This window comes from Luteimonas sp. A611, assembly GCF_054072715.1.
Map to the genome: position 1 here is coordinate 925,902 of NZ_JBSVRP010000001.1, position 26,625 is coordinate 952,526.

The window sequence follows — 26,625 nt, forward strand, 5'->3', positions numbered from 1 at the left end:
CCGGAAGATCGCGGGAAGCCGGCACAGACATCGTGCTGCGGGCCCCCACCCCAACCCTCCCCCGCAAGCGGGGGAGGGAGCAGAAAGCGGTTCGTTCTTGTTCCCTCCCCCGCGTGCGGGGGAGGGTTGGGGTGGGGGCCGCCGGAGGCCGGGCATGTCCCGACCACGCACACCGATCCACGTCCCATCCACCGCCACCCGCCTCACCCCCGATAATCCCCCCATGCCCGCCGACACCCGCCCACCCGCGATCGCCCTCATGGGCCCCACTGCCTCGGGCAAGACCGCGCTGGCGCTGGAGTGGGCGCAGCGCCATGGCGGCGAGATCGTCAGCGTCGACTCGGCCCTGGTCTACCGCGGCCTCGACATCGGCGCGGCCAAGCCCGATGCCGCCGAACGCGCCCGCGCCCCGCACCACATGCTCGACCTGCGCGACCCCTGGCAGACCTACTCGGCCGCCGAATTCGCACGCGATGCGCGCGCCGCCATCGACGGCATCGTCGCGCGCGGCCACCTGCCGATCCTCGCCGGCGGCACCGGCCTGTATTTCCAGGCGCTGCTGCGCGGCCTATCGCCCATGCCCGCAGCCGATCCGGCGATGCGCGCCGCCATCGCGTCCGAGGCCGGCGAGTGCGGCTGGCCGCGCATGCACGAGGAACTGGCCCGCATCGATCCCGCCGCCGCTGCCCGCATCAAGCCCGGCGACCCGCAGCGCATCCAGCGCGCGCTGGAGGTGTTCCGCCTCAGCGGCCGCCCGATCAGCGACTGGCAGCGCGAAGCCAGCGCCTCGCCGCCGCTGCCGGTGCGCGTGCTGAAGCTGGTGATCGCGCCGGCCGAACGGGCCCTGCTGCACGCGCGCATCGCCACCCGCTTCGACGCGATGCTCGCCGCCGGTTTCCTGGACGAGGTGCAGGCGCTGCGGGCGTTGCCGCAGCTCCAGTCCCACCCCGCGCCGCTGGACCTGCCCGCGATCCGCGCCGTCGGCTACCGCCAGGCCTGGGAACACCTGGATGGCGCCACCGATGCCGCGCAGCTGCGCGAGCGCGCCATCGCCGCCACCCGCCAGCTCGCCAAACGCCAGCTCACCTGGCTGCGCGGCCAACTCGACGCGCTGTGGTTCGACCCGGGCAGGCAGGGCGGGGCCCTCGATGGGACAGTTCGCCGCTTCCTCGGCGGCTGAAGCGCCTGCAGATACCCCGGCTGGCCCGGAAATGCGATCGGGCGGGCCCCCAATTCCCCTTTTGTGACGCCAGCCCCCCACATCCCGTCCGCAGCGGCGCCGGTTGTGTACCATCGACCTGTTGCCGCCGCCGGGGATGTTGCGGGTCGGGCAATGCGGCCGGGGAGGCCCGCCAGGGCACCCGCCGGACACAACAATAATCAAGCTGGGGAAACACCATGTCCAAGGGACAGTCCTTGCAGGATCCTTTCCTGAATGCGCTGCGGCGCGAACGCGTTCCCGTTTCGATCTACCTGGTCAACGGCATCAAGCTGCAGGGCGTGATCGAGTCTTTCGACCAGTTCGTGGTCCTGCTGCGCAATACCGTCAGCCAGATGGTCTACAAGCACGCGATTTCCACCGTGGTGCCGGCGCGCAACGTGCGCGTGGGGCCGGGCGGAGGCGTGGTCCAGTCGGCCGATGGCGTCGACGAGGCGCCAGTCGATCCGGCCTGATCGTGAATCCCCGGGCGCCTGCGTGGCGCCCCGGAGGTTGAAGACCGGTCCTGCGGCCTCCATGTCGCAGGACTGAGCCAACCGCCGAGATCCAATGCCCACCGAATTGTTCGAGCGCTCCCGCAAGGGCGAGCACGCGCTGCTGATCCAGCCCCACTCACAGGGCGCGCCCGATGATGCCGAGCTGGAAGAGTTCGCCGAGCTGGCGCGTTCGGCCGGAGCCACTGTCGCGACCGTCCTGACCGCGCGGGTCGACAAGCCCAATCCCGCCACCCTGATCGGCAGCGGCAAGCTGGACGAGGTGAAGGCCGCCTGCGAGGCCACTGGCGCCGACCTGGTACTGGTCAACCACCATCTCAGCCCCGGCCAGGAGCGCAACCTCGAGAAGCTGCTGGAACGCCGCGTGGTTGACCGTACCGGCCTGATCCTGGACATCTTCGCCCAGCGCGCGCGCAGCCACGACGGCAAGCTGCAGGTCGAACTGGCCCAGCTCAAGCACATGTCCACGCGCCTGGTGCGCGGCTGGACCCATCTCGAGCGCCAGCGCGGTGGTTCGATCGGCCTGCGTGGCCCCGGCGAGACCCAGCTCGAGACCGACCGCCGACTGCTGCAGAAGCGCGTGGACATGCTGCAGAAGCGGCTGGCCAAGGTGCAGGTGCAGCGCGACCAGATGAGCCGCGCCCGGGTGCGCAGCGAGCTGCCGCGCGTGGCGCTGGTGGGCTACACCAACGCCGGCAAGTCGACCCTGTTCAACGCCCTGACCGGCGCCGACGCCTACGCCGCCGACCAGCTGTTCGCCACGCTCGACCCCACGGTGCGTCGCATCGGCCTGCCCAGCGGCCCGGTGGTGCTGGCCGATACCGTCGGCTTCGTGCGCGACCTGCCGCATGAGCTGGTCGCCGCGTTCCGCTCGACCCTGAGCGAGGCGCGCGAGGCCGACCTGCTGCTGCACGTGATCGACGCCGCCGACCCGCTGCGCGAGGAGCGCATCCGCCAGGTCGACAAGGTGCTGGGCGAGATCGGCGCGGGCGACATCCCGCAGCTGCTGGTCTTCAACAAGATCGACCGGATCGAAGGCGCGCTGGCAAGGCGCGACACGCCCGAGCCCGCCAACGGCAATGGCGAGGACGCGCTGCCGGGAGGCACCGTGGCTGTCGGTCGCGAGCGCGTCTGGATCTCGGCCCGCGACGGCCTCGGCCTGGACCTGCTGCAGGAGGCGCTTTCGGCGCGGCTGGCCCAGCGCCGGATCGTCGCCCAACTCGACCTGCCGCCGGAAGCCGGGCGCCTGCGCGCGCGCCTGCACCAGCTGGACGCGGTGCGCGGCGAGTCGCAGGACGAGCACGGTTGGCGGCTCCAGGTCGACCTGTCCGAGGCCGATGCCGCGCGCCTGGCGGCGCACGCCGATGGCGCGGTGCTACGGCCGCTCTTGCCGGAACTCGAGCCCGACCCCACCCTGTAAACTAACGGACCCGCTGGCGCAGGAGCGGGCCATGCGCGCGACCGGAGGCCAGGCCTTCGATCGCGTGACAAGGCCACTCCCACGCCCGCACCCGCACCCTCGGTACACGATGCGCTGCCGCCCGCCCGGGCACGGCGCACACACACTGGAGCAGGCATGGCCTGGAACATTCCCGGCAAGAACAACGGCGAGCGGCCCGAACGCCCGCGCCCCGGCGGCGAAGGCCGCAATCCATGGCCGCCCAAGCGCCGTGGCAGCGGCGGCGGCGGGGGGCTGGGCGACGTGGTCGATCGCCTGCGCGGCATGTTCGGCGGCGGCGGTCCTGGCGGCGGCCATCCGCTGCGCTGGATCGGCGTGGCGCTGGTGGTGTGGCTGGTGTTCAATTCCTTCGTGCTGATCGGCGAGCAGCAGCGGGGCGTGGTGCTGCGCTTCGGCAAGGTGGCCCGGATCATGCAGCCCGGCCCCAACTTCAAGGCGCCCTGGCCGATCGAGATCGTCACCAAGGTCGACGCCACCAGCGTGCGCACCTTCACCAACAGCCTGCCGGTGCTGACCCGCGACGAGAACATCGTCACCGTGTCGTTCAACGTGCAGTACCGCGTCGCCGACCCGGAGATGTTCCTGTTCGGCACCCAGAACGCAGTGCGCGTGCTGGAGCAGATCGCGCAGAGCACGGTGCGCGAGCAGATCGGCCGCGCCGACCTGGACACCGCGCTCAACGCGCGTGGCCCGCTGTCGGTGGCCGCAGCCACCGCGCTGCAGGCTTCGCTGGAGGCCTACCGCACCGGCCTGGTCGTGACCGAACTCAACCTGCAGGACGCGCGTCCGCCGGAAGAGGTCAAGCCCGCGTTCGACGAGGTCAACAGCGCCCAGCAGACCAACGAGCGCCTGGTCAACGAAGCCCGTGCCTACGCCGCCAAGGTGGTGCCCGAGGCCCGCGGTGACGCAGCGCGCCTGCGCACCACCGCCGAGGGTTACAAGACCGCGTCGGTGGCTCGCGCCACCGGTGACGGCGAGCGCTTCACCCTGCTGCTCGACGAATACCTCAACGCGCCCGACGTGACCCGCAAGCGCCTGTGGCTGGAGACCCTGCAGCAGGTGCTGGCCGACAACCGCAAGGTGGTGGGTGGTGACGGCCGCCAGTTGATCTACGTCCCCATGCCCCAGCAGGGCGAGGGTGCATCCGGCAATGTGCAGCCGCCGCTGCTGCCGCCCGAGGTGGTGATCCCGCAGACCGGTACCGGCACGGAGGCCACGCTGCCGCGGCCGACCCGTGGCGCCCGCGGTGAAGGAGGCAACCGATGAGACTCAACCTGATCATTCCCGCCGTGGTCGTGGCGCTGCTGCTCCTGCTCGGCTCGGTGTTCGTCGTGCGCGAGGGCCAGACCGCACTGGTGCTCAACCTGGGCCGCGTCGCCCGCACCGACCTTGCGCCCGGCCTGCACTTCAAGGTGCCGCTGATCGAAACCGCGCGCGTGTTCGACCGCCGCTTCTACGCGGCCGAGTTCTCGCCCGAGCGCTACCTCACCTCCGAGCGCAAGGACGTGAGCGTGGACTTCGTCGCGATCGGCCTGATCAGCGACGTGGCCGATTTCTATCGTGCCACCGGCGGCCAGATGGACCTGGCCAGTGAGCGCCTGGCCCCGATCATCAAGGACTCGCTGCGCAACGAGATCAACCGCCGCACCCTGCAGCAGCTGGTGTCCGGCGACCGCACGGAGATCATCGCCAAGCAGCTGGAAGGCATCAACGAGGCGGCCATGACGCTGGGCATGCGGGTGATCGACATCCGCCTCAAGCAGATCGAACTGCCCACCGACAGCGACGTCATCGCCCAGGTCTACGACCGCATGCGCGCCGAACGCCGCCAGGTGGCCAGCCGCCTGCGCGCCGAGGGCGAGGAGCAGGCCCGCATCATCCGCGCCGAAGCCGACCGCGAACGCACCGTGCTGGTGGCCGAAGCCGAGCGCGATGCGCAGAAGCTGCGCGGTGAAGGCGACGCCGAAGCCACCCGCATCTACGGCGAGGCCGCAAGCCGCGATCCCAGCTTCTACGCCTTCCAGCGCAGCCTCGAGGCCTACCGCGCCGCGTTTGCCGACGGCGAGGGCGTGATCGTGCTCGAGCGCAACGATCCGTTCCTGCAGTACATGCGCAGCGAGCGCTGAAGCGGCACGCGCTCGCCCCCGCAGGCGAGCGCGACCAACCAACGTTTTCCTTCCCCCGCTCGCGGGGGAAGAGCCCTGCCCTGAGCCCGCCGAAGGGTGCCGAAGGCGGATGGGGGCCGCCTCCGAAGGCGCGTCACCCGACGCCCAACCAAACCACAAGGAACCCGACCCATGCAAGACCTCTGGGCCGCCCTGTGCCTGGTCGCCGTTCTCGAAGGCCTGATGCTGTTCGTCGCCCCCGGCGGCTGGAAGCGCGCAGCCGAGCAGCTGCAGTCCCTGCCTGACCACAACCTGCGCCGCATCGGTGCCATCGTCCTGGCCTGCGGCCTGCTGGCGCTGTACTTCGTCCGCAGCTGACGGCCAAGGCCGCCGTAATCCCCAAGGCTGGCCCCGGTCCCCGAAAACCCGGATAATGCATAAAAGCCGGTCGGGGACTGACGTCCCCCCGGCTTTTTCCGTGTCAGGCCCGGCGTGGCGGACGGTTCCCCGATGGAACCGGCCCACATGCACTTCGTGCCAGACCCGACCAATCCCGCGGCCCCGATGGCCGCACGCAACAAAGGAGTCATGGCCATGGGCCAGTCAGTCGTGGTGCTCGGCGCGCAGTGGGGCGATGAGGGCAAGGGCAAGATCGTCGACCTGCTCACCGAGGAGATCGGCGCCGTCGTGCGCTTCCAGGGCGGCCACAACGCCGGCCACACCCTGGTCATCAACGGCAAGAAGACGGTGCTGCACCTGATTCCGTCCGGCATCCTGCGCGACGACGCGCTGTGCCTGATCGGCAACGGCGTGGTGATCTCGCCCGCCGCCCTGATCAAGGAGATCGAGGAACTGGAAAGCGCCGGCGTGGAAGTGCGCTCGCGCCTGAAGATCTCCCCGGCCGCGCCGCTGATCATGCCGTACCACATCGCGCTGGATCAGGCGCGCGAGAAGGCTGCCGGCGGCAAGGCCATCGGCACCACCGGCCGCGGCATCGGCCCGGCCTACGAGGACAAGGTGGCGCGTCGCGGCATCCGCATCGCCGACCTGCATTACCCCGAGCAGCTGGCCGAAAAGCTCAAGTCCGCGCTCGATTACCATAACTTCGTGCTGACCAAGTACCTGGGCGTGGACGCGGTCGACTACCAGAAGACGCTCGACGAGGCGCTGGCCTTCGGCGACTACGTCGAGCCGATGAAGTCCGACGTCGCCGGCATCTGCCACGACCTGCGCAAGCAGGGCAAGCGCGTGCTGTTCGAAGGCGCGCAGGGCGCGCTGCTCGACATCGACCACGGTACCTATCCCTACGTCACCAGTTCCAACACCACCATCGGCGGCGCGCTGGCTGGCACGGGTGTTGGCGCCGATGCGATCGACTACGTGCTCGGCATCGCCAAGGCCTATGCCACGCGCGTGGGCGGCGGCCCGTTCCCGACCGAGCTCGACGACGAGGTTGGCCAGGGCCTGCGCGACCGCGGCGCCGAATACGGCGCATCGACGGGGCGTCCGCGCCGCTGCGGCTGGATCGACATCGTCGCGCTCAAGCGTGCCGTGGCCATCAACGGCATGTCCGGCCTGTGCATCACCAAGCTCGACGTGCTCGACGGCATGGAGAAGCTGAAGATCTGCATCGCCTACGAGTACCGCGGCAAGCGCACCGAATACGCCCCGCTCGACGCGCAGGGTTGGGAAGAGATCACCCCCGTCTATCTCGAGTTCCCCGGCTGGACCGAGAACACCCACGGCATCACCGTGTGGGACGAACTCCCGCCCGCCGCACGCGCCTACCTGCGCGCGCTGGAGGAATTGGCCGGCTGCCCGATCAGCATCGTCTCGACCGGCCCGGACCGCGACCATACGATGGTGCTGCAGGATCCCTTCGCCTGACTACGCACTGTTGCCATCCCCGCGCAGGCGGGAGACCGGTGACCTGAAGAAAGCCCTGCGAAAGCGGGGCTTTCGCTTTGTGGGGTGCGTCAGCCTTCGGGGGCTGGGCATCGCCACCTCTGGTGGGAGACGTGCAGACCGTCCGTGCTTCGCGCCCTGTCCACGCCCGCGCCGCGACCCTGCCATGTGGATCCAACCGGGAGCGGCGCAGTGCGGCACATTTCCAGCGGCACGCTGAGCAAGCTGGTCATCAGCCTGCGGTCGAGTTTCTGGTTCCTGCCCGCATGCATCGTGCTCCTGGCGATCGGGCTGGCGCTGGGGCTGGTCGCGCTCGACCGCCAGCTCGGCGGTGCGCCGGGCGAACGCTGGCCGTGGCTGTTCGGGGTCGACGCCGACGGCGCGCGCGAGCTGATGGCGACCATTGCCGGTTCCATGATCACCGTGGCCGGCGTGGTGTTCTCGATCACCATCGTCGCGCTCGCGCAGGCGTCCAACCAGTACACCTCGCGCGTGCTGCGCAACTTCATGCGCGACCGTGGCAACCAGGTGGTGCTGGGCGTGTTCCTGGGCGTATTCGCCTACTGCCTGTGCGTGATGCGCACCATCACCGGCGGCGACGGGCAGCAGTTCGTGCCGCTCGTGGCGGCGACCGCGGGTCTGTTGCTGGCGCTGGTGGCGGTGGCGTTCCTGGTGTACTTCATCCACCACGTGGCCGCGTCGATCCAGTCCGGCGCGATCGCGCGCAGTATCGCCGTCGATACCCTGGGCACGATCGACACCGTCTTCCCTGATCAACTCGAGGACGACGAAGCAGCGCCCGACCGCGACGCCGGCGGCGGGCTGCAGTGGTATCCGGTCCCCGCCACGCAGATGGGCTACATCGAGCGCGTGCAGTACCAGGCGCTGCTCGAATTCGCGCGCGAGCACGACGTGGTGGTGCGGATGGAAAGCAGCCTCGGCGATTTCGCCAGCCCCGACCGCTGCATTGCCAGCATCGGCGCGCGCCGCGCACCCGATGCGGACGCCATGCGCTACCTGTCCAGCCTGTTCGCCATCGATTCCTACCGCACCATCGAGCAGGACGTGGCCTTCGGCATCCGCCAGCTGGTGGACGTGGCGCTGAAGGCGCTTTCGCCCGGGATCAACGACGCCACCACGGCGGTGACCAGCCTCGACTACCTCTCGGTGATCCTGCAGCGGCTGGCCGGGCGCCACATCGAGCCGCGTCCGATGCGCGATGGCGACACCCTGCGCGTGCTGCCCGCCGGGCCGGGGTTCGAGCGCCTGCTGGCGCTGGCCTTCGACCAGATCCTCGAGAACGCGCACGGCAACACCACGATCCTGCTGCGCCTGCTGCAGGCCATCGAGCAGGTCCGCGCCGGCACCCGTTCGTCGCAGCGGCGGCGGGCGCTGGACGACAAGCGCGACACGATTGCGGAAGTGGCACGACGCACGGCGTCGTGCAGCGATGCGCGGCGGCAGATCGAGGCCAGGCTCGGGGGCGGCGAGGTGGTGGAGGATACGGCGGGAGCGTAGCGCTTCGTCAGCGCGCACCTTGCCGAACGGCCCAGCGTGCTGCGCCGGGCCGGGCGGGCGAGGTTGGGGCGTCCCAGCCGCTGCGACGCGTCCACGCCAGCATGGTCGCCTGCAGACAGGGGAAAGCGCATGAATCAACAAGACCAGCCACTCGCCCGCGTCATCGACGCGATTGCCTTCGCCGCCCACGCCCATCGCGCCCAGCGCCGCAAGGACGCCGACGCGACGCCCTACATCAATCACCCCGTCGCCTTGGTGCGCATCCTCGCTGTCGAAGCGGACATCGATGATCCTGACATCCTCTGCGCTGCCGCCCTGCACGACTACCTCGAGGACTGTTGTGGCAGCGATGGCCAGCCCGACCTCGAAACGGGCCGCAAGCAGCTGCGCAGCCGCTTCGGCGACGCGGTCCTGGCCTACGTCGACGCCCTGACCGACGACAAGACGCTGCCCAAGGCCGAGCGCAAGCGCCTGCAGGTCGAACACGCCGCGAACGCCTCCCACGGCGCGCGTCTGGTCAAGCTCGCCGACAAGATCGCCAACCTGCGTGACCTCATCGAGTTCCCGCCCGCCGACTGGCCCGCCTACCGTCGCCGCGAATACTTCGACTGGACCGCGGAGGTCGTCGCCGGGTTGCGCGGCACGCCCCCGCGGCTGGAAGCGCTGTTTGACGACGTGCAGACGTTGCGGCCCGCCTAGCGTTGCGGGCGCGCGGTCTTCGTCATTCGCGCTGCTTGAGGATCGTCGAGGGCAGCGTCGCCACGCAGCGCTCCAGCATCGCGACAAGCTGGTCCTGTTCGGCAGGCGACAGCACGCCCAGCGCGCCATCGATCACGCCTTGTGCCACCAGTCCGCCGCGCGTGACCAGTTCGCGCCCTTCCTCGGTGATCCGGAATGACATCACACGTCCCAGCCAGGGATGCGGCGCGCGCGTCACCAGTTCCTCGCGGCCGAGCCGCAGCAGGATCTGGTGCATCGTCTGCGGCGACACCGCGCTCATCCGCGCCAGTTCCGCATTGGACGCGCCAGGGCATTCGGACAGGTGCATCAGCGCCAGCGCCTGCGGCCGCGTCAGCACGATGCCGTGCCCGCGCAGGCGCTCTTCCATCATCACCGTCAGGCCGACGTGCAGGCGCTTGAGCAGGGAGCTGGCGCGATAGCCGCGGGAATTCCTGAACGCCTGCAGTGGACTCAGCTTCTTGTTCGGCATCGCAGGCCCTCCACAGCTTTCGCAACGTATCAGTGTGCTGATAGAGTATCAGCCTTCTGATACGAGCCGAAACCCCCATGCCTGCCATTCCCCTGCGTGCGCTGGCTGTTGCTGGACTGCTTGCCCTGGCCGCCTGCGGCGCCGACGCGCCTCCCGAGGCGACGCCGAGCCTCACCGTATCGCTGGCCACGCCAACGACGCGTGAGGTTGTGCGCGAAGTGGTTGCCTCAGGCGCGGTGGCCGCGTGGGAGGAGGTGTCGGTGGGCGTCGAGCTCTCCGGCGTGCGCGTCTCCAGCGTCGACGTTGAAGTGGGCAGCGTGGTGAAGCAGGGCGACGTGCTGCTGCGCCTGGACGACCGCACCCTGGCCTCGCAGCTGGCCCAGTCCGAGGCGTCGGTGACCGAGGCGCAGACCAACCTGGAGACCGCCCGGCGCAAGGCCTCGCGCGTACGCGAACTGGCCGACGACCGCATGGTCTCGCTGCAGGACGCCGAGGAAGCCGAGGCCGCCCGCGCCAATGCCCAGGCGCGGCTCAACACCGCCATCGCCGGCCGCGACGCGGCCCGCGTGCAGCGCGATTTCACCGTGGTGCGGGCGCCGGTCGACGGCGTGGTGTCGGCGCGCAGCGTGCAGGGAGGGCAGGTAGTAGGGGCCGGAGGCGAACTGCTGCGCCTGATTCGCGACGGCCGCTTGGAATGGCGCGCCGAACTGGCCGAGGCCGACCTGCTGCTGGTCGCGCCCGGCGCCACCGTGCAGGTGCAGACGCCCGCCGGTCCCGTCGCCGGCGTGGTGCGCCGCGTCTCGCCGGCGCTGGATGCGCAGAGCCGCACCGGCACCATCTACGCCGACCTGCCCGAACCCGGCGGCCTGCGCGCGGGCATGTTCGCGCAGGGCCGCATCGCGCTGGGCCGCGCGCAGGCGATGCTGATTCCCAACGATGCCGTGGTGCGCCGCGACGGACGCGCCTACGTGTTCACCGTCGAGGATGACCAGCGCGTGCGCGAACGCGGCATCGAGGTCGGGCCGACGCATGGGGACCAGATTGAAGTCGTCAGCGGGTTGCCTTCCGACGCACGCGTGGTCGCGCGCGGTGCCGGCTTCCTGGGCGATGGCGATCTGGTGCGGGTGGTGGAATGAACTTCTCCGCCTGGTCCATCCACCGCCCGCTGCCGGCGATCCTGCTCTTCATCCTGCTCACCGCCGCCGGCCTGGTCGCCTTCAACCGGCTCGCCGTCTCGCAGTTCCCCGACCTCACCGTTCCGGTGGTCACCGTCACCGTCACCCTGCCGGGCGCCAGCCCCAGCACCCTGGAAACCCAGGTCACACGCAAGGTGGAGGATGCCACCGCCAGCATCCCGGACCTGCGCAACATGGTCTCGATCGTCAACGAGGGCGTGTCGACCACCGTGCTTACCTTCCAGATCGAGAAGGACGGCAACATCGCCAAGGACGAGGTGCGCGACGCCATCGACCGCGTGCGCATCGACCTGCCGGCCGATGTGCAACCGCCGATCGTCTCCCTGGTCAACGTTACCGGCGGCGACATGATCAGCTTCGCCGTCACCGCCGACGGTTGGAGCGACGAAGAGCTGAGCTGGTTCATCGACGACGCCATCGCCAAGCGTCTTTTCGCGGTGCCCGGCGTGGGTGCGGTGCGCCGCATCGGCGGCGTGAACCGCGAGATCCGCGTCGACCTGCGCCCCGAGGCGGTGCAGGGGTTCGGCGTGAGCCCGGCGCTGCTGTCGCAGCAGCTGGCGCGCATCCAGCAGGAGCAGCCCGGCGGACGCACCACCGTGGGCGGCAGCGAGCAGGCCGTGCGCACGCTGGGCACCGTGGACAGCGCAGCGGATCTGGAGGACTACCCGATCTTCGTGCCCGACGGGCGCAGCGTGCGCCTGTCCAACATCGCCGAGGTCAGCGACGGCCACGCGCCGATCACCCAGCGCACCACGCTCGACGGCACGCCGGTCATCGGCTTTGCCGTGCAGCGCACCACCGGTTCGAGCGAAGTGGACGTGGGAAATGCCGTGCGCGCGAGCATCGCCGAACTGCAGGCGCAGCAGCCGCGCCTGCGCATCGTCGAGGTGGGGTCGACCACCGAGGTGGCCGAGAACTCCTACACATCGTCCATGCACATGCTCTACGAGGGCGCGCTGCTGGCGGTGGCGGTGGTGTTCTGGTTCCTGCGCGACTGGCGCGCCACCCTGATCTCGGCCGTGGCGCTGCCGCTGTCGATCATCCCGACCTTCGCGGTGATGTACTGGTTCGGCTTCAGCCTCAACATGATCACCCTGCTGGCGCTGGCCGTGGTGGTGGGCATCCTGGTGGACGATGCCATCGTGGAAGTCGAGAACATCGACCGCCACCTGCGCATGGGCAAGACACCCAAACAGGCCGCGCTCGAAGCGGCCGACGAGATCGGCCTGGCGGTGATCGCCACCTCGTGCACGCTGGCCGCGGTGTTCATCCCGGTGGCCTTCATGCCAGGCATTCCCGGCAAGTTCTTCCGCGAGTTCGGCTGGACCGCGGCGTCGGCGGTGCTGTTTTCGCTGCTGGTCGCGCGCCTGATCACGCCGATGATGTCCGCCTACATGCTCAAGCCCACGCCCGAGCACAAGGGCGATTCGAAGCTGATGCAGTGGTACCTGCGCTGGGCCGATCGCGCGCTGCGCCATCGCAACCGCACCCTGGTCGCGGCGCTGGCGATCTTCATCGGCTCGCTGGCCTTGCTGCCGCTGCTGAAAGTAACCTTCATCCCGCCCAACGACGGCATCCTGAGCAGCGTGCTGGTGGAACTGCCCCCCGGCACCGCGCTGGAGACCACGCGCGAGGTGGCCGAGACCGCGCGCCAGCGCATCGCCGACATTCCCGAGATCGAGCACGTCTTCGTCACCGCCGGCAGCAACAGCGGCGCCAACGGCCCGGCGGGCGACATCACCAGCGCCGAGCTGCGCAAGGCCACCCTGCTGATCCGCTGGTCCGACGATCGCGACGCCACCCAGTACGAGCTTGAATCGCAGGTGCGCGCACGCCTGGCCGACCTGCCCGGCGTGCGCCTGAGCTTCCAGGGCGGCGAACCCGGCCGCGCGCTGCAGCTGGTGCTGGCCGGCGACGACCCGGTGAAGCTGGCCGAAGCCGCGCGCGACGTGGAGCGCGGCATCCGCCAGCTGCCGGGCCTGGGCACGGTGAGCTCCTCGGCCTCGCTGGTCCGCCCGGAAATCATCGTGCGACCCGATGCCGCGCGCGCCGCCGACCTGGGCGTCTCCACCGCCGACATCGCTGCGGCCACCCGCGTGGCCACGCGCGGCGACTACGAACAGTTCCTGTCCAAGCTCAACCTGCCCGAGCGGCAGGTGCCGATCCGCGTGCAGTTGAACGAACAGGCGCTTTCGGACCCCGCGCTGCTGGGCCAGCTGCGCGTGCCCACCGCCAGCGGCGACAGCGTGCCGCTCTCGTCGGTGGCGCAGATCATCACCGCCAGCGGCCCCTCGCAGATCGACCGCTACGACCGTCGCCGCAACGTCACCATCACCGTCGACCTCAACGGCCAGGCCATGGGCGAGGTGGAGCAACAGATCGACGCGCTGCCATCGCTGCAGAACCTGCCGACCGGCGTCGAACGCCAGGCCGCCGGCGACAGCGAGATCTTCGCCGAGATGTTCGGCGGCTTCGCCATGGCCATGGTGGCCGGCATCTTCTGCGTGTACGGCGTGCTGCTGCTGCTGTTCAACCACGCCAGCCAGCCGATCACCATCCTGGTGGCCGTGCCGCTGGCCGCCGGCGGCGCCTTCGGCGCGCTGCTGATCACCGGCCTGGACATCTCGCTGTCGGTGCTGATCGGCCTGATCCTGCTGATCGGCATCGCGGTCAAGAATTCCATCCTGCTGGTGGACTACGCGGTCATGGCCGAAGCGCAGGGCATGGCCCGCCACGACGCCCTGATGGATGCCTGCCACAAGCGCGCCCGCCCCGTGATCATGACCACCATGGCCATGGGCGCCGGCATGCTGCCCATCGCCCTGGGCCTGACGGCGGACGCCAGCTTCCGCATGCCCATGGCCGTGGCCGTCATCGGCGGCCTGATCACCTCCACCGTACTCAGCCTGATCGTGGTGCCGGCAGCGTTCACGCTGGTGGACGATGTGGAGGAGTGGGTGGTGGCGAAGTTCCGCAAGCCGAAGGTGGCGACGGCCTGAGCCTGCCGCATCCGTAAACCCGGCGCGCATCCATGCAGTCGTCCGCGACTGCGGGGCTCAAGTTGCCTGACTCAGAGTTGGAAAAGCCCCGCATAAACGGGGCTATTTCGTGTCCCGCCACGAACCCGTGTGGCCGCGGTAGTCCGGCGCCCGCCCGTCTCACGCGCCGCCTACCGCGGGGCTGGTCCACTTCCCGTCATGCCAACGCCCGCAGCTTCGACCACCGACACTGTTCCTCTGCCTCTCGAAACACGCGCCCGTACGCGTCTGCGCGAGGCCCCGCTGCCGCTGCCGGGGCGGGGCGAAACGCTCGCCCGCTGGCGCGCACTTGCGCGACTGGGCGCCGAGGACCTGGCGCTGGCCAAGGTGCTCGAAGCCCACCATGACGCGCTCGCGATCCTGGCCGAGCTGGTCGCCGCCCCACCCGCGCCGACGACGCTGCTGGCGGTCTGGGCCGCGGAGGGCCCGGAGTCGACGGTGGTGACGCGCGACGGGCCCGGCGGGCCGCGCCTGTCCGGGCGCAAGCCCTGGTGCTCGGGCGCGCGCTTCGTCGACGCCGCGCTGCTCACCGCAGGTGAGGGCGACGCGCGGCAGCTGGTGCTGGTGGACATGCGCCAGCCCGGTGTCGCCATTCCCGACGCGGACTGGCAGGCGGTCGGCATGGACACGATCGAAAGCGGGCCGGTGGAGTTCGACGCCGTGCCCTGCGTGCGCATCGGTGGGCCGGGCGCCTATCTCGCGCGTCCCGGCTTCTGGCACGGCGGCGCTGGCGTGGCGGCCTGCTGGCACGGGGCCGCGGTGGAAATCGCCCAGCGCATGGCCGACCCGGCACGCGTCGCGCGCGATCCGCACCTTGCCGCGTCGCTGGGACGCGTCGACATGGCGCTGGGCGCCGCGTCCGCCCTGCTGCGCGAGCTGGCGGCACAAATCGACGCCAACCCCACACAGCCATACCAGCGCGAAGTGGTGCGCCTGCGCTCGGTGATCGAGCGCGCCTGTCACGACGTGCTCGACGCCGCCGCGCGCAGCCTCGGCCCCGCCCCGCTGTGTCGCGACGGCGCGCATGCCCGCCGCTGCGCCGACCTCGCGGTGTTCGTGCGCCAGAGCCACGCCGATCGCGACTGGGCAGCGCTGGGCGCGCAGGTCGCAGCGCTGGACGCGGAGGCACGATGGCCGCTGTAGCCCCACCGCGCATCAATGGCGCAGGCCAATGCGAATCCGCGTGGCGCGCCTCGCCCTGGCTGGCCGCACTGGACGAGCGGCCAGCGGCGCAATTGCTGCAGGGCCGGTGCCGCCTGGTGCTGCTCTCGCCCCACCCGGATGACGAGACCCTCGCCTGTGGCGGCCTGCTGCGCGCTGCCAGCCAGGCCGGGCTCGACATCCTCCTGGTGGCGGTCACCGACGGCGAAGCCTGCTATCCCGGCGACGCCGCCTGGACCCCCGATCGCCTGCGCGAGGTGCGCCCGCGCGAAGTGACGCAGGCACTCGATGTGCTGGACGTACGCGCGCAGGTGCAGCGCCTCGGCATTCCCGACGGCGGGGTCGAGGCCCGCAGCGCTGCACTCAAGGCGACGCTTCGCACCCTGCTGCAGCCCGGCGACCTCGTGCTCGCCCCCTGGGAGCAGGACGGCCACCCCGACCACGACGCCGTCGGCCGCGCCGCACTCGCCGCCGCGGCGCAGCCGGGCATGCGCCTGCTGCGCTATCCCGTGTGGGCCTGGCACTGGCTGTTGCCGCACACCAGGCGGCCGCCGTTCGATGCACTCCGCATGCCGCTGACGCCCGAAACCGTCGTCCTCAAGCAGCGCGCCATCGCCTGCTTCGCCTCGCAGCTGCAAAGCGACGCGCCGCACGCGCCCGCGCCGATCCTGCCCGCGCACGTGGTGCAACGCTTCCACCGCCCGTTCGAGGTCTACCTGCCATGACGCTTGCGCGTTATTTCGACCAGGTCTGGCAGGAGGGCGACGACCCCTTCGGCTACCGCACCCGCTGGTACGAAACCCGCAAGCGCGACCTCCTGCTGGCCGCGCTGCCGCGTCCCGAGTTCGAACGCGGCTGGGAAATCGGCTGCGCCAACGGCGAGCTGACCCGCAAGCTCGCCGCACGCTGCGATGCCCTGCTGGGCACCGACCTCAATCCGCGCGCGATTGCCGTGGCGCGCCGGCGCTGCGCCGGGCTGGGCCATCTCGAGCTGCGCTGCATGGAGCACCCGCGCGAATGGCCCGACGGCCGCTTCGACCTGGTGGTGGTCGGCGAGATGGGCTACTACCTCGACGACACCGCGATGCAGGCCTTCGCCCACAGGATCGAAACCTCGCTCGCACCAGACGCCGTGCTGCTGGCCTGCCACTGGCGGCATGGCTTCGACGGCCGCCACAGCGACACCCTGGACGTGCATGCACGGCTGGCGGCCATCCCCGGGCTGACCCGCATCGCCCACTACCGCGACCCCGACTTCATCCTCGACTGCTGGAGCGGCGACACCACCTCGGTGGCGCAGCGCGAGGGCCTGCGATGATCGGCGTGCTGGTACCTGCGCACAACGAAGAGGCACTGATCGGCGGCTGCCTGCGCTCGATCCTCGCCGCCGCGCAGTCCCCCGCGCTGGCCGGCGAGCGCGTCGAGGTGGTGGTGGCACTGGACAGCTGCCGCGACGCCACCGCCGGCGCCTGTGCCGCGCTGGGCGTGCGCACCGTGGCGCTCGACGCGCGCTGCGTCGGCCGCGCGCGCGCGGCCGCGGCCGAACTGCTGCTGCACGAAGGCGCGCGCTGGCTGGCCTCCACCGACGCCGACAGCCGCGTGCCCGCCGACTGGCTTGCCGCGCAGCTGGCCTGCGATGCGGACGCCTTCTGCGGCACCGTGCGCGTCGCCGACTGGCGCGACTTCGCCCCCCGCGTGCGCGCCGCCTTCCTCGCCGGCGAGCACTATATCGACGGCCATCCGCACGTACACGGCGCCAACCTCGGCGTCTCGTCCGCCGCGTACCGCGCCGCAGGGGGATTCCCAGCGCTCACCGCCCACGAAGACCGCGCCCTGCTGCACGCACTGGAGCGCAGCGGCCACACCGTCGCCCGCCGCGCCAACCCCGCCGTCATCACCAGCGCCCGCCGCGACCCCCGCGCCCGCCATGGCTTCGGCGACTACCTCCTGGCGCTTGAAGCGGCGGCGTAAACCGCGCGCTCACTCCCTCCTTGCCGAGCCTTTGTCCCTCGTCCGCGCGCGGGGTATTGCGCCCTTGACGGGTGGAGAGCTGGGGCGGGGCCCCCAGAAGCCTCAATATCCGACCCACCACCGCCCACCCCGGAGGCGCCACCCATGCGCACCCAAAACCTCGCCCCCATCCAAGCCTCCCTCCTCACAGCCACGCTGATCCTCCTCGCCAGCTGCACCACCACACCCCAATCCGCAGCCACCCCACCACCCACCCCCGACACCACGGCCCACGCCCCCGGACTGAGCCGCTTCAACAATCCCATCCCCGGCATCCACACCGGCGGCCGCATCACCGCCGAAGACCTGCCTGCCCTGCGCGCCGCCGGCATCACCCACGTCATCGACCTCACCCCCGACGCCGAAACCCCCGCCTTCGACGAAGCCACCGCTGTGCGGGCCGCCGGCCTGTCCTACGAGAACCTCCCCATCGCCGGCGCCGCCGATCTCAACCGCGAATCGGTCGCTGCCTTCGACCAACTGCTGCGCGGCGTCGAAGGCCCGGCCCTGGTCCACTGCGCCAGCGGCAACCGCGTCGGCGCGCTCGCCGCGCTGCGCGCTGCCTGGCTGCAGGGCGCAGACGATGAAGTCGCCATTGCCGAAGGCCGCCGCTGGGGTCTGCGCAGCCTGGAAGGCGAAGTCCGCACGCGACTGGCGCGTGAGCGCTGCGTGGCGTCGGCGCAGGGTCAGGAAGCGCTCGCGGCGTGCGCCGCAGGCGGCTGATTCACGCCGACTGAGCCAGCCACCCGTTTGTTCCCTCCTCCGCCTGCGGGGGAGGGCCGGGGTGGGGGCGTCCCAGCCGCTGCGACGCTCCCGGGCCAGCATGGCCGTCTGCAGACAGGGGAAAGCGCATAAACCACCAACACCAACCAATCGCCCGCGTCATCGACGCCATCGCCGTCGCTGCGCACGCCCATCGCGCCCAGCGCCGCAAGGACGCCGACGCCACGCCCTACATCAACCTAGTCAAGCTCGCCGACAAGATCGCCAACCTGCGCGACCTGGTCGAATGCCCGCCCGCCGACTGGCCCACGTACCGCCGCCGCGAATATTTCGACTGGACAGCCGAAGTTGTCGCTGGCCTGCGCGGCACGCATGCGGGGCTGGAGGCGCTGTTTGACGATGTGCAGGCGCTGCGGCCCGCCTAGCATTGCCGGCGCGCGGCTTTCGTCATTCGCGAATTGCGAACTATGGGATGGCCATCTGCGATCGCGTTGACGGCCAGGTCGGCCGCGCGTCCATCCTGCTGGTGGACTACGCCGTGATCGCCGAACAGCAGGGCCTGGCCCACCCCGATGCCCTGATGGACGCCTGCCACAAGCGCGCGGCCGGTGATCATGACCACACTGGCGATGGGCGCGGGCATGATGCCGTTGTAAAGCTCTTCTCACTGCGTTCGAAATGACAAGCCGGACTTTTTCACCATGCCGAACTCGCCTTTGAAGTATCTCGGCGGCTATCCGCAGGACGTGCAGGCGCGTGTGCGCGAGCTCATCGCACAGGACCGGCTGGAGGCGCTGTTGACCGCGAAGTACCGCGATGCCCATACGGTGCGCAACGACGGCCAGCTCTATGCCTACGTCCAGGCACTCAAGGATCGCCACATGCGAAAATCCGCGCCGCTGGGCAAGGTGATCTACGACGGCAAGCTGCAGGTGCTCAAGCATGCCCTGGGCACCCACACCACCATCTCGCGCGCGCATGGCGGCCGGCTCAAGGCCAGCCGCGAAATCCGTATTGCATCCGTGTTCCGCGATGCGCCGGCGGATTTCCTGAAGATGATCGCCGTGCACGAGCTGGCACACATGAAGGAGGCCGACCACAACAAGGCCTTCTACCAGCTGTGCACGCATATGGAGCCCGACTACCACCGGCTTGAGTTCGATCTGCGCTTGTATCTGACGCAGCTGGATCTGGCGCGGATTGGCGGGCAGGACGGGAGACACATCGCGTCGGCGGCGTCAGTGACGAGCCGTGATTGAAGCGCGGGCGTCGCCATGTCACGATGCATCGCAATTGCAACGCACGGAAGCCCCGATGAAGACCGCCACGCTCCCCTCGCTCCGGGTCGACCCCGCACTCAGGGAAGCCGCCGAAGCCGTGCTGCGCGAAGGCGAGACGCTTTCCAGCTTCGTCGAGCAGTCGGTTCGTGCACAGGTGCAGCAACGCCAGCAGCAGGAAGAATTCATCGCCCGCGGCCTGGCATCGCGCGACAGGGCGCGTGACCAGGACCGCCACGTCGAGGCAGCGGCCGTACTGGAAGGGCTCCATAGCCGGCTGCAATCGGCCCGCAAGAGGGCCGGGGCCGGATGAGCTTCCGCGTACGCTTCACGGAGGAAGCGCAGCGGGACCTGGAGCTGCCTTACGACTGGCTGCTGCAGCAGAGCGAGGGCGATTTCGTCCTGGCCGAGCGGACCCTGCAGTCGATCCGTGACGCGGTGACCGTGCTCGAGCTCGCTCCGCTGAGCTGCCGCAAGGCCACCACCGCGGACCCGTTCCTGCGGGAGCTGGTGATCGGCTTTGGGGCCAGCGGCTACGTACTTCTGTTCGAGGTGGATGACGCGGCAACCGTGACCGTGCTGGCGGCCAGGCACCAGCGTGAAGACGACTACCATTGACTGGCTTGGGGGCAGGGGTAGCACATGGTCCAAAACGAAGAACGCTCATGGCCAAGCCGACAAACGACATCGATCCCCGTTTCTGGTTCGAACACAGCAGCGGCCAGCGCCTCTACCCCTATCGCCTGCTCAACCGCGACACCGGCAAGGCCACGTTCCGCGTGGCAAAGCCAGGGACGGGCGCCAATCGCAAGGAGAACCAGCTTGAACTCCATGACGTGGAGGACGTGTACCGCCACGTCTTCGGTCACGGCTGGTCGGTACGCCTGCGCGGCCCCGATCCAAAATTCAATGGCCTCTACAACGCCAGGGGCCACAGCATCGTCAGGACCTCCGAATCCTGAATCGCAGAAGCAAGGACATACATGATCACCGGCACCATCAAATCCCAGGTCGACGCCATCTGGAACGCGTTCTGGAGCGGCGGCATCTCCAATCCCATGGAGGTCATCGAGCAGATGACCTACCTGCTTTTCATCAAGCGGCTGGATGAGCTGCACACCGTGTCGCCAAGCTGCGCCACAACCGGACGCTGACGCCGACGGACCTGGAGGAGCTGGAGCGGTTCGTCTACGGCGCCGAAGTGGTGGGCGGGCGCGCGACGTTCGAGAAGCACTACGGCAATGACCGGCCGCTGACGGTGTTCATCCGCTCGTTGGTCGGGCTGGATCGCAACGCCGCGAAAGAAGCGTTTGCCGGGTTCCTGGACGAAAATCGCTACAGCGCGCAGCAGATCCGATTTGTCGAGATGATCATCGACCGACTGACCCATAGCGGAGTGATCGACCCGGGCCAGCTGTACGAGCCGCCGTTCACTGCGATCCACTACGGCGGGGTGGACGGCGCATTTGGAGACGCGGACGCTGAGGCAATCTTCCAGATTGTGTCCGACATCAACCAGCGGGCTGCTGCCTAGGAACCAGCAGGGCGGCGATGCCGAGGGCGAGGGCATGGGCCGATCCTGGCCACTCAAGCCCGCTTTCACGGTCGCCGTACGCCGCTATGGGGAAGCTCGAAGCTTTCCAGGAGCCCCCCATGGCCAGCGAACAGAATTCGGTATCCCTGCAAGGCAGCACCTTCGTCATCACCGGCGCGTCCAGCGGCCTCGGTCGCGGCGTGGCCCTGAAGCTCGGTGCCCGCGGCGCGAACGTCGTGCTGTTCGCCCGCCGCGTGGAGCTGCTCGAAGAAGTCGCCGCGCAGGTCCGTGCAGCCGGTGGCACCGCGATCGTGGTCGTCGGCGACGTCACCCAGGTCAAGGATATGGAGACGCTGACGGAGGCCGCGCTCGCGCCCACGGGGCGCATCGATGTCTGGATCAACAACGCCGGCATCGGCGCGCTGGGCCGGTTCTGGGACATTCCGCCGGGGCACCACGCGCGCGTGCTGGACGTGAACCTGAAAGGCGTGATCTACGGCAGCCATTTCGCCATCAACCGCTTCCGCGCGCAGGGCGTGGGCACGCTGGTCAACGTCGGCTCCATCGACAGCGAAGTGCCGCTGGCCTACCAGGCGGGCTATTCGGCCTCGAAGGCCGGCGTGCTGAGCCTGGGCCGCGCGCTGAACGCCGAGCTGCGATTGGATGGCCAAGAGCGCATCAAGGTGGCCACCGTCATGCCGTGGGCGGTCGATACCCCGTGGTGGGAGCATGCCGCGAACTTCAGCGGCGGCACGCCGCGCATGGCCGCGATGGACGATCCCGACAAAGTGGTGGACGCGATTATCGACATCGCGCTGGATCCGAAGGAGGAGCTGGCGGTGGGCTGGAAGGCCAAGGCCTCGTACGGATCGCACAAGCTCACGCCGGATATCGCCGAACGCATGTCCGCCGACATCGCGCACAAGTGGCAGATGGAAGATGCGCCGCCGGCGCCGCCCACCGATGGCACGCTGTTCGTTGCGATGGAGTCGGGGCGTGGCGTGGATGGTGGCGTGCGGGATCGGGTCGAACGCGAAGACGAGGTGCGCGAGCTGCGTGGGGATTGAGCGCAATGCGAGCTGGGTGCGAGCTGGGGTCAGAGTCGATCCCAGCGGTCTACGACCAAGATAGACCGGTCAAGGGGGTTCGATAGGCAGCGCCGAAGATGTCGTGTGCTGGAAAGGCTGGCGCGCTGAGGCGCAACGCCCGGTCTCCGTACCGCCCTCCCTTGCCTTGGTTGTGTCACATTTGTGCTACCTTTACGCGAGGCCGGAGCACACTTGGAGTCCCCATGAGCACCACTACCATCCGCCTGCCCGAAGACCTCAAGGCCCGCGTCGCCCATGCGGCGGAAGCGGCGGGCACCACCTCGCACAACTTCATCCTGGAGGCGATCGCCGAGAAGGCCGCATTGGCCGAGCAGCGCGCCGGTTTCCACGACGAGGCGGAGCGACGGTACGCACGCATCGTGGAAACGGGCGAGACCATCGACTGGGTGGAGTACCGCGCCTACATGATGGGCCGTGTCCAGGGGAAGCCGGTAAAGCGCCCGGTGGCGCGCAAACCCGCGAAGTGACATGGCCGCCATCAGGCTTGCTACCGAGTTCGCGGATGATCTGGATCGGATCACCGATTTCCTGCTGAGCCAGGACATCGCGGATGTCGAGGGTCGGTTGCGCGGGATTGCCGATGCCCTCGACGTTCTGCGGGCCAATCCCCTGATCGGCCGTGCCGACGGCGACACCTTGCGGGAACTGGTGATCGGCCGGGGGTCCCGCGGCTACGTTGCGCTTTACCGGTATGTCGCCTTGGTGGACACCGTGTTCGTACTGGCGATCCGTGCACAACGCGAGGCAGGGTACGCACGCCCGTGATCGGGACCGGGGCAATTCGCCAGCGGTAGGGGCGATCGGGTGTGGCCAGACTCACCCAGTGAGACTGCCCCCCACAACACTGGCCCGCCCAAACAGGGCAGGCCCCATGAACGCCATCCTCCACGCCAGGCCGCTGCCTGCGCCCGTTCCGTCCGGGGGGCAGCTGGCGCGTCGCCTGGCCGATCGCTATGCCGACCGTGTCACCGGGCAGTTCACCATTCCGGGCCAGGCGGCCGACCTGCGCCCGCTGCCGCGTGACCTGCCGCCCGCGCTCGATGCGGCGCTGCAGGCGCGCGGTATCCGCTCGCTGTATTCGCACCAGGCGCTGGCCTGGGAGGCGGCGCGCGCGGGGCGGCACGTGGTGGTGGCCACGCCCACGGCCTCGGGCAAGTCGCTGTGCTACACGCTGCCGGTGGTCAGTGCGGCGCTGGAGCAGGGGGCCAAGGCGCTGTACCTGTTCCCCACCAAGGCGCTGGCCCAGGACCAGGTGGCCGAGCTGCTGGAGCTCAATGCCGCAGGTGCGCTGGGGCTGCGCGCGGCGACCTTCGATGGCGACACGCCGGGCGATGCGCGACAGGCCATCCGGCTCAATGGCGACATCGTGGTCAGCAATCCCGACATGCTCCACCAGGCGATCCTGCCGCACCACACCAAGTGGGCGCAGTTCTTCGAGAACCTGCGCTACGTGGTGATCGACGAGGTGCATACGTATCGCGGCGTGTTCGGCTCGCACGTGGCCAACGTGATCCGCCGGCTCAAGCGCGTGTGCGCGTTCTACGGTGTCAAGCCGCAGTTCGTGCTGTGCTCGGCGACGATCGGCAATGCCGCGCAGCACGCCAGTGCGCTGATCGAGCACGAGGTCGACGCGATCACTGACAGCGGCGCGCCCACCGGCGACAAGCACATCCTGCTGTGGAACCCGCCGGTGGTGAACCCGGACCTTGGCATTCGCGCGTCGGCCCGCTCGCAGTCCAACCGCATTGCGCGCATGGCGATCAAGTCGGGCCTGAAGACGATGGTGTTCTGCCAGTCGCGGCTGATGGTCGAGGTGCTCACCAAGTACCTCAAGGAAGTGTTCGACCACGACCCGCGCAAGCCGCGGCGCATCCGCGCCTATCGCGGCGGCTACCTGCCCACCGAGCGGCGCGAGGTGGAGCGCGAGATGCGCTCGGGGAAGATCGACGGCATCGTCAGCACCTCGGCGCTTGAGCTGGGCGTGGACATCGGCAGCCTGGATGTCGTGGTGCTCAACGGCTATCCCGGCTCCATCGCGCAAACCTGGCAGCGCTTCGGTCGCGCGGGCCGGCGCCAGCAGCCGTCGATCGGCGTGCTGGTGGCCAGCAGCCTGCCGCTGGACCAGTACGTGGTGCGCCATCCGGAGTTCTTCGCCAGCGCCACGCCCGAGCAGGCGCGCATCGAGCCCGACCAGCCGCTGATCCTGATGGACCACATCCGCTGCGCGGCCTTCGAGCTGCCGTTCCTGGCCGGCGATGCCTTCGGCCCGGTCGATCCGGGCCCGTGGCTGGAGGTGCTGGTGGAAAGCGGCGTGCTGCACCAGGAGGGCGAACGCTGGGAGTGGATCGCCGACAGCTATCCGGCCCAGGCGGTGAACTTGCGCTCGGTGGCCGACGGCAACTTCGTGGTGGTCGACCGCACCAATGGCCGCCAGACCATCATCGCCGAGGTCGACTATTCGGCCGCGGCGCTCACGCTGTACGAGGGCGCGATCCACATGGTGCAGTCCGAGCCCTACCAGGTCGAACGCCTGGACTGGGCAGGGCGCAAGGCCTACGTGCAGCAGACCAACGTGGACTACTACACCGATGCCATCGACTACACCAAGCTGAAAGTTCTGGACGAGGCCGAGGGCGCGCCGGCCGGGCAGGGCAGTGCCCACCACGGCGAGGTGCACGTGCTGCGGCGGGTGTCGGGCTACAAGAAGATCCGCTTCCACACCCACGAGAACATCGGCTACGGGCCGGTGACTCTGCCCGACCAGGAGCTGCACACCACCGCATGCTGGTGGCAGCTCCCGCAGCGGGTGCTCGATGCAAGTTTCGACAGCCGGCAGGATGCGCTCGATGGCTTTCTGTCTGCGGCGTATGCGTTGCACTTGGTGGCGATGGTCTGCGTGATGGCCGAGGGGCGCGACCTGCAGAAGGCGGTGGGCAGCGGCGATGGCGCGTGGTTTGCGACCGCCGATCAGGCCGGGCGCGGGCAGATCCGCTCGGGAGACAGCGGCGAGGCGATGGTGGAAGCCGCGCGCGGTTTCACGCCCACGCTGTTCCTCTACGACAACTATCCGGGCGGCGTGGGGCTGTCGCTGCCGCTGTTCGAGCGCAGGGAGGATCTGCGCCAGCAGGCGCTGGGGCTGATCCGTTCGTGTCCCTGCAAGCATGGCTGCCCCGCGTGCGTGGGGCCGATCCTGGCCAGCAGCGAAGTGGAAGGAAAATCGGTCAAGGCGGCCGGCATGCAGGTGCTGGAACTGCTTGGAGAGGCGGCTTGAGCGTGCTGGCCAAGCGGCTGGCCGGATTGCGGCAGCAGGCGGGCGTGGCGGCGCGGCCCGTGGCGGCGTCCGTCGCATCGCCCGTTGCGCTGCCCGCTGCGCCGCGTGAGAAGTCGGCCGGCGAGCAGGTGGCGCAGCTGCGCAAACTGCTTGGCCTGCGCCCACGCGCTTTCGCGCCGGTGCGAAGTTTCGATCGCAGCCTGGAGGGCGACGAAATCTCGCCGGGCCTGCGCTACATCGAGAAGTGGGTGCCCTTCGAACGCCTGCCCGAACAGCTGGACCTGACGGCGCTGAACCTGACGGCGTTCGATCACGAAGAGATCGAAACCCACCGTATCCTCGCCTTCGACACCGAGACCACCGGCCTTGCCGGCGGCACCGGCACGCGCGCCTTCATGATCGGCGCCAGCGACTGGCGCGATGGCGGCCTGCGCATCCGCCAGCTGCTGATGACCACCATGGGCGCCGAGCAGACGATGCTGCGCGAGTTCGCCAACTGGCTGGAGCCGCACACCGTGCTCTTGTCCTACAACGGCAAGTGCTACGACCGGCCGCTGCTGAGTACGCGCTACACCTTGGCCCGGCTCGCTGATCCGGTGCTCGGCCGCGACCACATCGACCTGCTGCATCCGGTCCGGCGGCGCTACCGGGGCGTCTGGGAAAACTGTCGCCTCGCCACCATCGAGCGGCAACTGCTGGGCGTGGTGCGCGAAGACGACCTGCCCGGATCGGAAGCCCCCGCGGCCTGGCTCGACTACCTGCGCGGCGGCAGCGCCGACAAGCTGCGGCGCGTGGGCGACCACAACGCCCAGGACCTGCGCAGCCTCGCCGGGCTGCTGGTGCATTTCCACGCGCAGGCGCAAGTTCTGTCGAGGCCGAGCTAGGGAAAACGGCTCCATGCCCCAATCGGAGCCTGCGGCCGCAGCGGATCACCGCTTGACGTTGACACGACGGCAACCACCGCCTGCGCACCCTCGTCGCTTCCCACACGACTGGAGCGCCACCATGCTCAGGCACAAGACATCCTCGGCCATCGTCGCAGTGAGCGACCTCGGACGCGCGCGCGGGTTCTACGAAGGCATCCTGGGCTTGGAACTGGACGGGGATGGGAGCGACGGCGTGCTGACCTTTCGCACCGGTGACACCTGGCTGGTGGTGTACCCGTCGAAGGACGTCAGGCCGGGCACGGGGAACGCGGTGGTGTGGAGCGCGGGCAGCGACGTCGCCGCCATCGCCGGGGACCTGCGCGGGAAGGGCGTGCGGCTGGAGGAGTATCCGGAACTTGGAATGCGGATCGAGCGCGGCGTACACGTTGTCGACGACTTCGCTGCCATCTGGTTCACGGATCCGGACGGCAACATCCTGCACGTCAACAGCATGTAGCGGACGCGCACGT

The 26,625-nt window shown here is 69.5% G+C and carries 28 protein-coding genes and 2 pseudogenes; 29 read left to right on the forward strand and 1 reads right to left on the reverse strand.

Annotated elements, in window-relative coordinates; all coding sequences use genetic code 11:
• Positions 1 to 223: 223 nt before the first annotated feature.
• From miaA to ACW5EG_RS04140, 9 genes are all read left to right on the forward strand, one after another.
• Positions 224 to 1,180, forward strand: a complete 957-nt coding sequence (gene miaA / locus ACW5EG_RS04100; RefSeq protein ID WP_457017489.1) for a tRNA (adenosine(37)-N6)-dimethylallyltransferase MiaA — start codon at positions 224 to 226, stop codon at positions 1,178 to 1,180.
• A gap of 218 nt (positions 1,181 to 1,398) precedes the next feature.
• Positions 1,399 to 1,674, forward strand: a complete 276-nt coding sequence (gene hfq / locus ACW5EG_RS04105; RefSeq protein WP_457017490.1) for an RNA chaperone Hfq — start codon at positions 1,399 to 1,401, stop codon at positions 1,672 to 1,674.
• Positions 1,675 to 1,780: 106 nt separating this feature from the next.
• On the forward strand, positions 1,781 to 3,133 hold the full coding sequence (hflX, locus tag ACW5EG_RS04110) for a ribosome rescue GTPase HflX (RefSeq protein WP_457018398.1): 1,353 nt from the start codon (positions 1,781 to 1,783) through the stop codon (positions 3,131 to 3,133).
• Between the two features lie 156 nt (positions 3,134 to 3,289).
• Positions 3,290 to 4,438, forward strand: coding sequence for an FtsH protease activity modulator HflK (hflK, locus tag ACW5EG_RS04115; protein WP_457020898.1), 1,149 nt, complete (start codon positions 3,290 to 3,292; stop codon positions 4,436 to 4,438).
• Positions 4,435 to 5,298 (forward strand): protease modulator HflC, encoded by an 864-nt coding sequence (hflC, locus tag ACW5EG_RS04120; protein WP_457017492.1) that lies wholly within the window; start codon positions 4,435 to 4,437, stop codon positions 5,296 to 5,298. Before hflK ends, hflC begins: the two co-directional genes overlap by 4 nt.
• A gap of 171 nt (positions 5,299 to 5,469) precedes the next feature.
• On the forward strand, positions 5,470 to 5,655 hold the full coding sequence (locus ACW5EG_RS04125) for a DUF2065 domain-containing protein (protein WP_457017493.1): 186 nt from the start codon (positions 5,470 to 5,472) through the stop codon (positions 5,653 to 5,655).
• A gap of 216 nt (positions 5,656 to 5,871) precedes the next feature.
• Positions 5,872 to 7,164, forward strand: a complete 1,293-nt coding sequence (locus ACW5EG_RS04130) for an adenylosuccinate synthase (RefSeq protein WP_457017494.1) — start codon at positions 5,872 to 5,874, stop codon at positions 7,162 to 7,164.
• Positions 7,165 to 7,374: 210 nt separating this feature from the next.
• On the forward strand, positions 7,375 to 8,700 hold the full coding sequence (locus ACW5EG_RS04135; protein WP_457020899.1) for a DUF2254 domain-containing protein: 1,326 nt from the start codon (positions 7,375 to 7,377) through the stop codon (positions 8,698 to 8,700).
• Positions 8,701 to 8,829: 129 nt separating this feature from the next.
• Positions 8,830 to 9,399, forward strand: coding sequence for an HD domain-containing protein (locus ACW5EG_RS04140; protein ID WP_457020900.1), 570 nt, complete (start codon positions 8,830 to 8,832; stop codon positions 9,397 to 9,399).
• Positions 9,400 to 9,421: 22 nt separating this feature from the next.
• Here ACW5EG_RS04140 and ACW5EG_RS04145 read toward each other — a convergent pair whose 3' ends face one another.
• On the reverse strand, positions 9,422 to 9,910 hold the full coding sequence (locus ACW5EG_RS04145) for a MarR family winged helix-turn-helix transcriptional regulator (RefSeq protein WP_457020901.1): 489 nt from the start codon (positions 9,908 to 9,910) through the stop codon (positions 9,422 to 9,424).
• A gap of 77 nt (positions 9,911 to 9,987) precedes the next feature.
• Between ACW5EG_RS04145 and ACW5EG_RS04150 the strand changes: the two genes are divergently transcribed.
• The 20 genes and pseudogenes from ACW5EG_RS04150 (at position 9,988) to ACW5EG_RS04245 (ending at position 26,612) form a co-directional block, all read left to right on the forward strand.
• A complete protein-coding gene (locus tag ACW5EG_RS04150) occupies positions 9,988 to 11,046 on the forward strand; it encodes an efflux RND transporter periplasmic adaptor subunit (RefSeq protein WP_457020902.1) in 1,059 nt (352 codons plus the stop codon).
• Complete coding sequence (locus ACW5EG_RS04155; RefSeq protein ID WP_457020903.1) at positions 11,043 to 14,105, forward strand: efflux RND transporter permease subunit; 3,063 nt, start codon at positions 11,043 to 11,045, stop codon at positions 14,103 to 14,105. The genes ACW5EG_RS04150 and ACW5EG_RS04155 overlap by 4 nt, the downstream gene beginning before the upstream one ends.
• A gap of 198 nt (positions 14,106 to 14,303) precedes the next feature.
• The gene (locus ACW5EG_RS04160; RefSeq protein ID WP_457020904.1) at positions 14,304 to 15,287 is read left to right on the forward strand and encodes an acyl-CoA dehydrogenase; all 984 of its coding nucleotides are present in this window, start codon (positions 14,304 to 14,306) and stop codon (positions 15,285 to 15,287) included.
• Positions 15,275 to 16,030, forward strand: coding sequence for a PIG-L deacetylase family protein (locus ACW5EG_RS04165; protein WP_457020905.1), 756 nt, complete (start codon positions 15,275 to 15,277; stop codon positions 16,028 to 16,030). Before ACW5EG_RS04160 ends, ACW5EG_RS04165 begins: the two co-directional genes overlap by 13 nt.
• Positions 16,027 to 16,623, forward strand: a complete 597-nt coding sequence (locus tag ACW5EG_RS04170; RefSeq protein WP_457020906.1) for a class I SAM-dependent DNA methyltransferase — start codon at positions 16,027 to 16,029, stop codon at positions 16,621 to 16,623. The genes ACW5EG_RS04165 and ACW5EG_RS04170 overlap by 4 nt, the downstream gene beginning before the upstream one ends.
• Positions 16,620 to 17,276, forward strand: coding sequence for a glycosyltransferase (locus ACW5EG_RS04175; RefSeq protein WP_457020907.1), 657 nt, complete (start codon positions 16,620 to 16,622; stop codon positions 17,274 to 17,276). The genes ACW5EG_RS04170 and ACW5EG_RS04175 overlap by 4 nt, the downstream gene beginning before the upstream one ends.
• Positions 17,277 to 17,420: 144 nt before the next feature.
• Positions 17,421 to 18,038, forward strand: coding sequence for a beta-lactamase hydrolase domain-containing protein (locus ACW5EG_RS04180; RefSeq protein ID WP_457020908.1), 618 nt, complete (start codon positions 17,421 to 17,423; stop codon positions 18,036 to 18,038).
• Positions 18,039 to 18,510: 472 nt separating this feature from the next.
• Positions 18,511 to 18,720: a hypothetical protein gene (locus ACW5EG_RS04185; RefSeq protein ID WP_457020910.1), complete on the forward strand. Its 210-nt coding sequence runs from the start codon at positions 18,511 to 18,513 to the stop codon at positions 18,718 to 18,720.
• A 19-nt stretch (positions 18,721 to 18,739) separates the two neighbouring features.
• Positions 18,740 to 19,297: a YgjP-like metallopeptidase domain-containing protein gene (locus ACW5EG_RS04190; protein ID WP_457020911.1), complete on the forward strand. Its 558-nt coding sequence runs from the start codon at positions 18,740 to 18,742 to the stop codon at positions 19,295 to 19,297.
• Between the two features lie 55 nt (positions 19,298 to 19,352).
• Positions 19,353 to 19,628, forward strand: a complete 276-nt coding sequence (locus ACW5EG_RS04195) for a YlcI/YnfO family protein (RefSeq protein WP_457020912.1) — start codon at positions 19,353 to 19,355, stop codon at positions 19,626 to 19,628.
• Positions 19,625 to 19,933, forward strand: a complete 309-nt coding sequence (locus tag ACW5EG_RS04200) for a type II toxin-antitoxin system RelE/ParE family toxin (protein ID WP_457020913.1) — start codon at positions 19,625 to 19,627, stop codon at positions 19,931 to 19,933. The genes ACW5EG_RS04195 and ACW5EG_RS04200 overlap by 4 nt, the downstream gene beginning before the upstream one ends.
• A 47-nt stretch (positions 19,934 to 19,980) precedes the next feature.
• Positions 19,981 to 20,277: a hypothetical protein gene (locus ACW5EG_RS04205; protein ID WP_457020914.1), complete on the forward strand. Its 297-nt coding sequence runs from the start codon at positions 19,981 to 19,983 to the stop codon at positions 20,275 to 20,277.
• Between the two features lie 21 nt (positions 20,278 to 20,298).
• The gene (locus ACW5EG_RS04210; protein ID WP_457020915.1) at positions 20,299 to 20,469 is read left to right on the forward strand and encodes a type I restriction-modification system subunit M N-terminal domain-containing protein; all 171 of its coding nucleotides are present in this window, start codon (positions 20,299 to 20,301) and stop codon (positions 20,467 to 20,469) included.
• Between the two features lie 20 nt (positions 20,470 to 20,489).
• Positions 20,490 to 20,849, forward strand: a complete 360-nt coding sequence (locus ACW5EG_RS04215) for a type I restriction-modification enzyme R subunit C-terminal domain-containing protein (RefSeq protein ID WP_457021400.1) — start codon at positions 20,490 to 20,492, stop codon at positions 20,847 to 20,849.
• Between the two features lie 119 nt (positions 20,850 to 20,968).
• Positions 20,969 to 21,916: an SDR family NAD(P)-dependent oxidoreductase gene (locus ACW5EG_RS04220; RefSeq protein ID WP_457020916.1), complete on the forward strand. Its 948-nt coding sequence runs from the start codon at positions 20,969 to 20,971 to the stop codon at positions 21,914 to 21,916.
• A gap of 224 nt (positions 21,917 to 22,140) precedes the next feature.
• Positions 22,141 to 22,425 carry a ribbon-helix-helix protein, CopG family gene (locus ACW5EG_RS04225; protein ID WP_457020917.1) on the forward strand — a complete coding sequence of 95 codons (285 nt, stop codon included), beginning with the start codon at positions 22,141 to 22,143 and terminating at the stop codon, positions 22,423 to 22,425.
• A gap of 1 nt (position 22,426) precedes the next feature.
• Positions 22,427 to 22,723, forward strand: a complete 297-nt coding sequence (locus tag ACW5EG_RS04230) for a type II toxin-antitoxin system RelE/ParE family toxin (protein ID WP_457020919.1) — start codon at positions 22,427 to 22,429, stop codon at positions 22,721 to 22,723.
• 163 nt (positions 22,724 to 22,886) lie between these two features.
• Positions 22,887 to 25,229 (forward strand): annotated as a pseudogene (locus tag ACW5EG_RS04235) (DEAD/DEAH box helicase); the annotation flags it as partial.
• Positions 25,230 to 25,321: 92 nt separating this feature from the next.
• A pseudogene (locus tag ACW5EG_RS04240) lies at positions 25,322 to 26,113 on the forward strand (ribonuclease H-like domain-containing protein); the annotation flags it as partial.
• Positions 26,114 to 26,234: 121 nt separating this feature from the next.
• Positions 26,235 to 26,612 (forward strand): VOC family protein, encoded by a 378-nt coding sequence (locus ACW5EG_RS04245; protein WP_457020921.1) that lies wholly within the window; start codon positions 26,235 to 26,237, stop codon positions 26,610 to 26,612.
• The last annotated feature ends 13 nt before the right edge of the window (positions 26,613 to 26,625 follow it).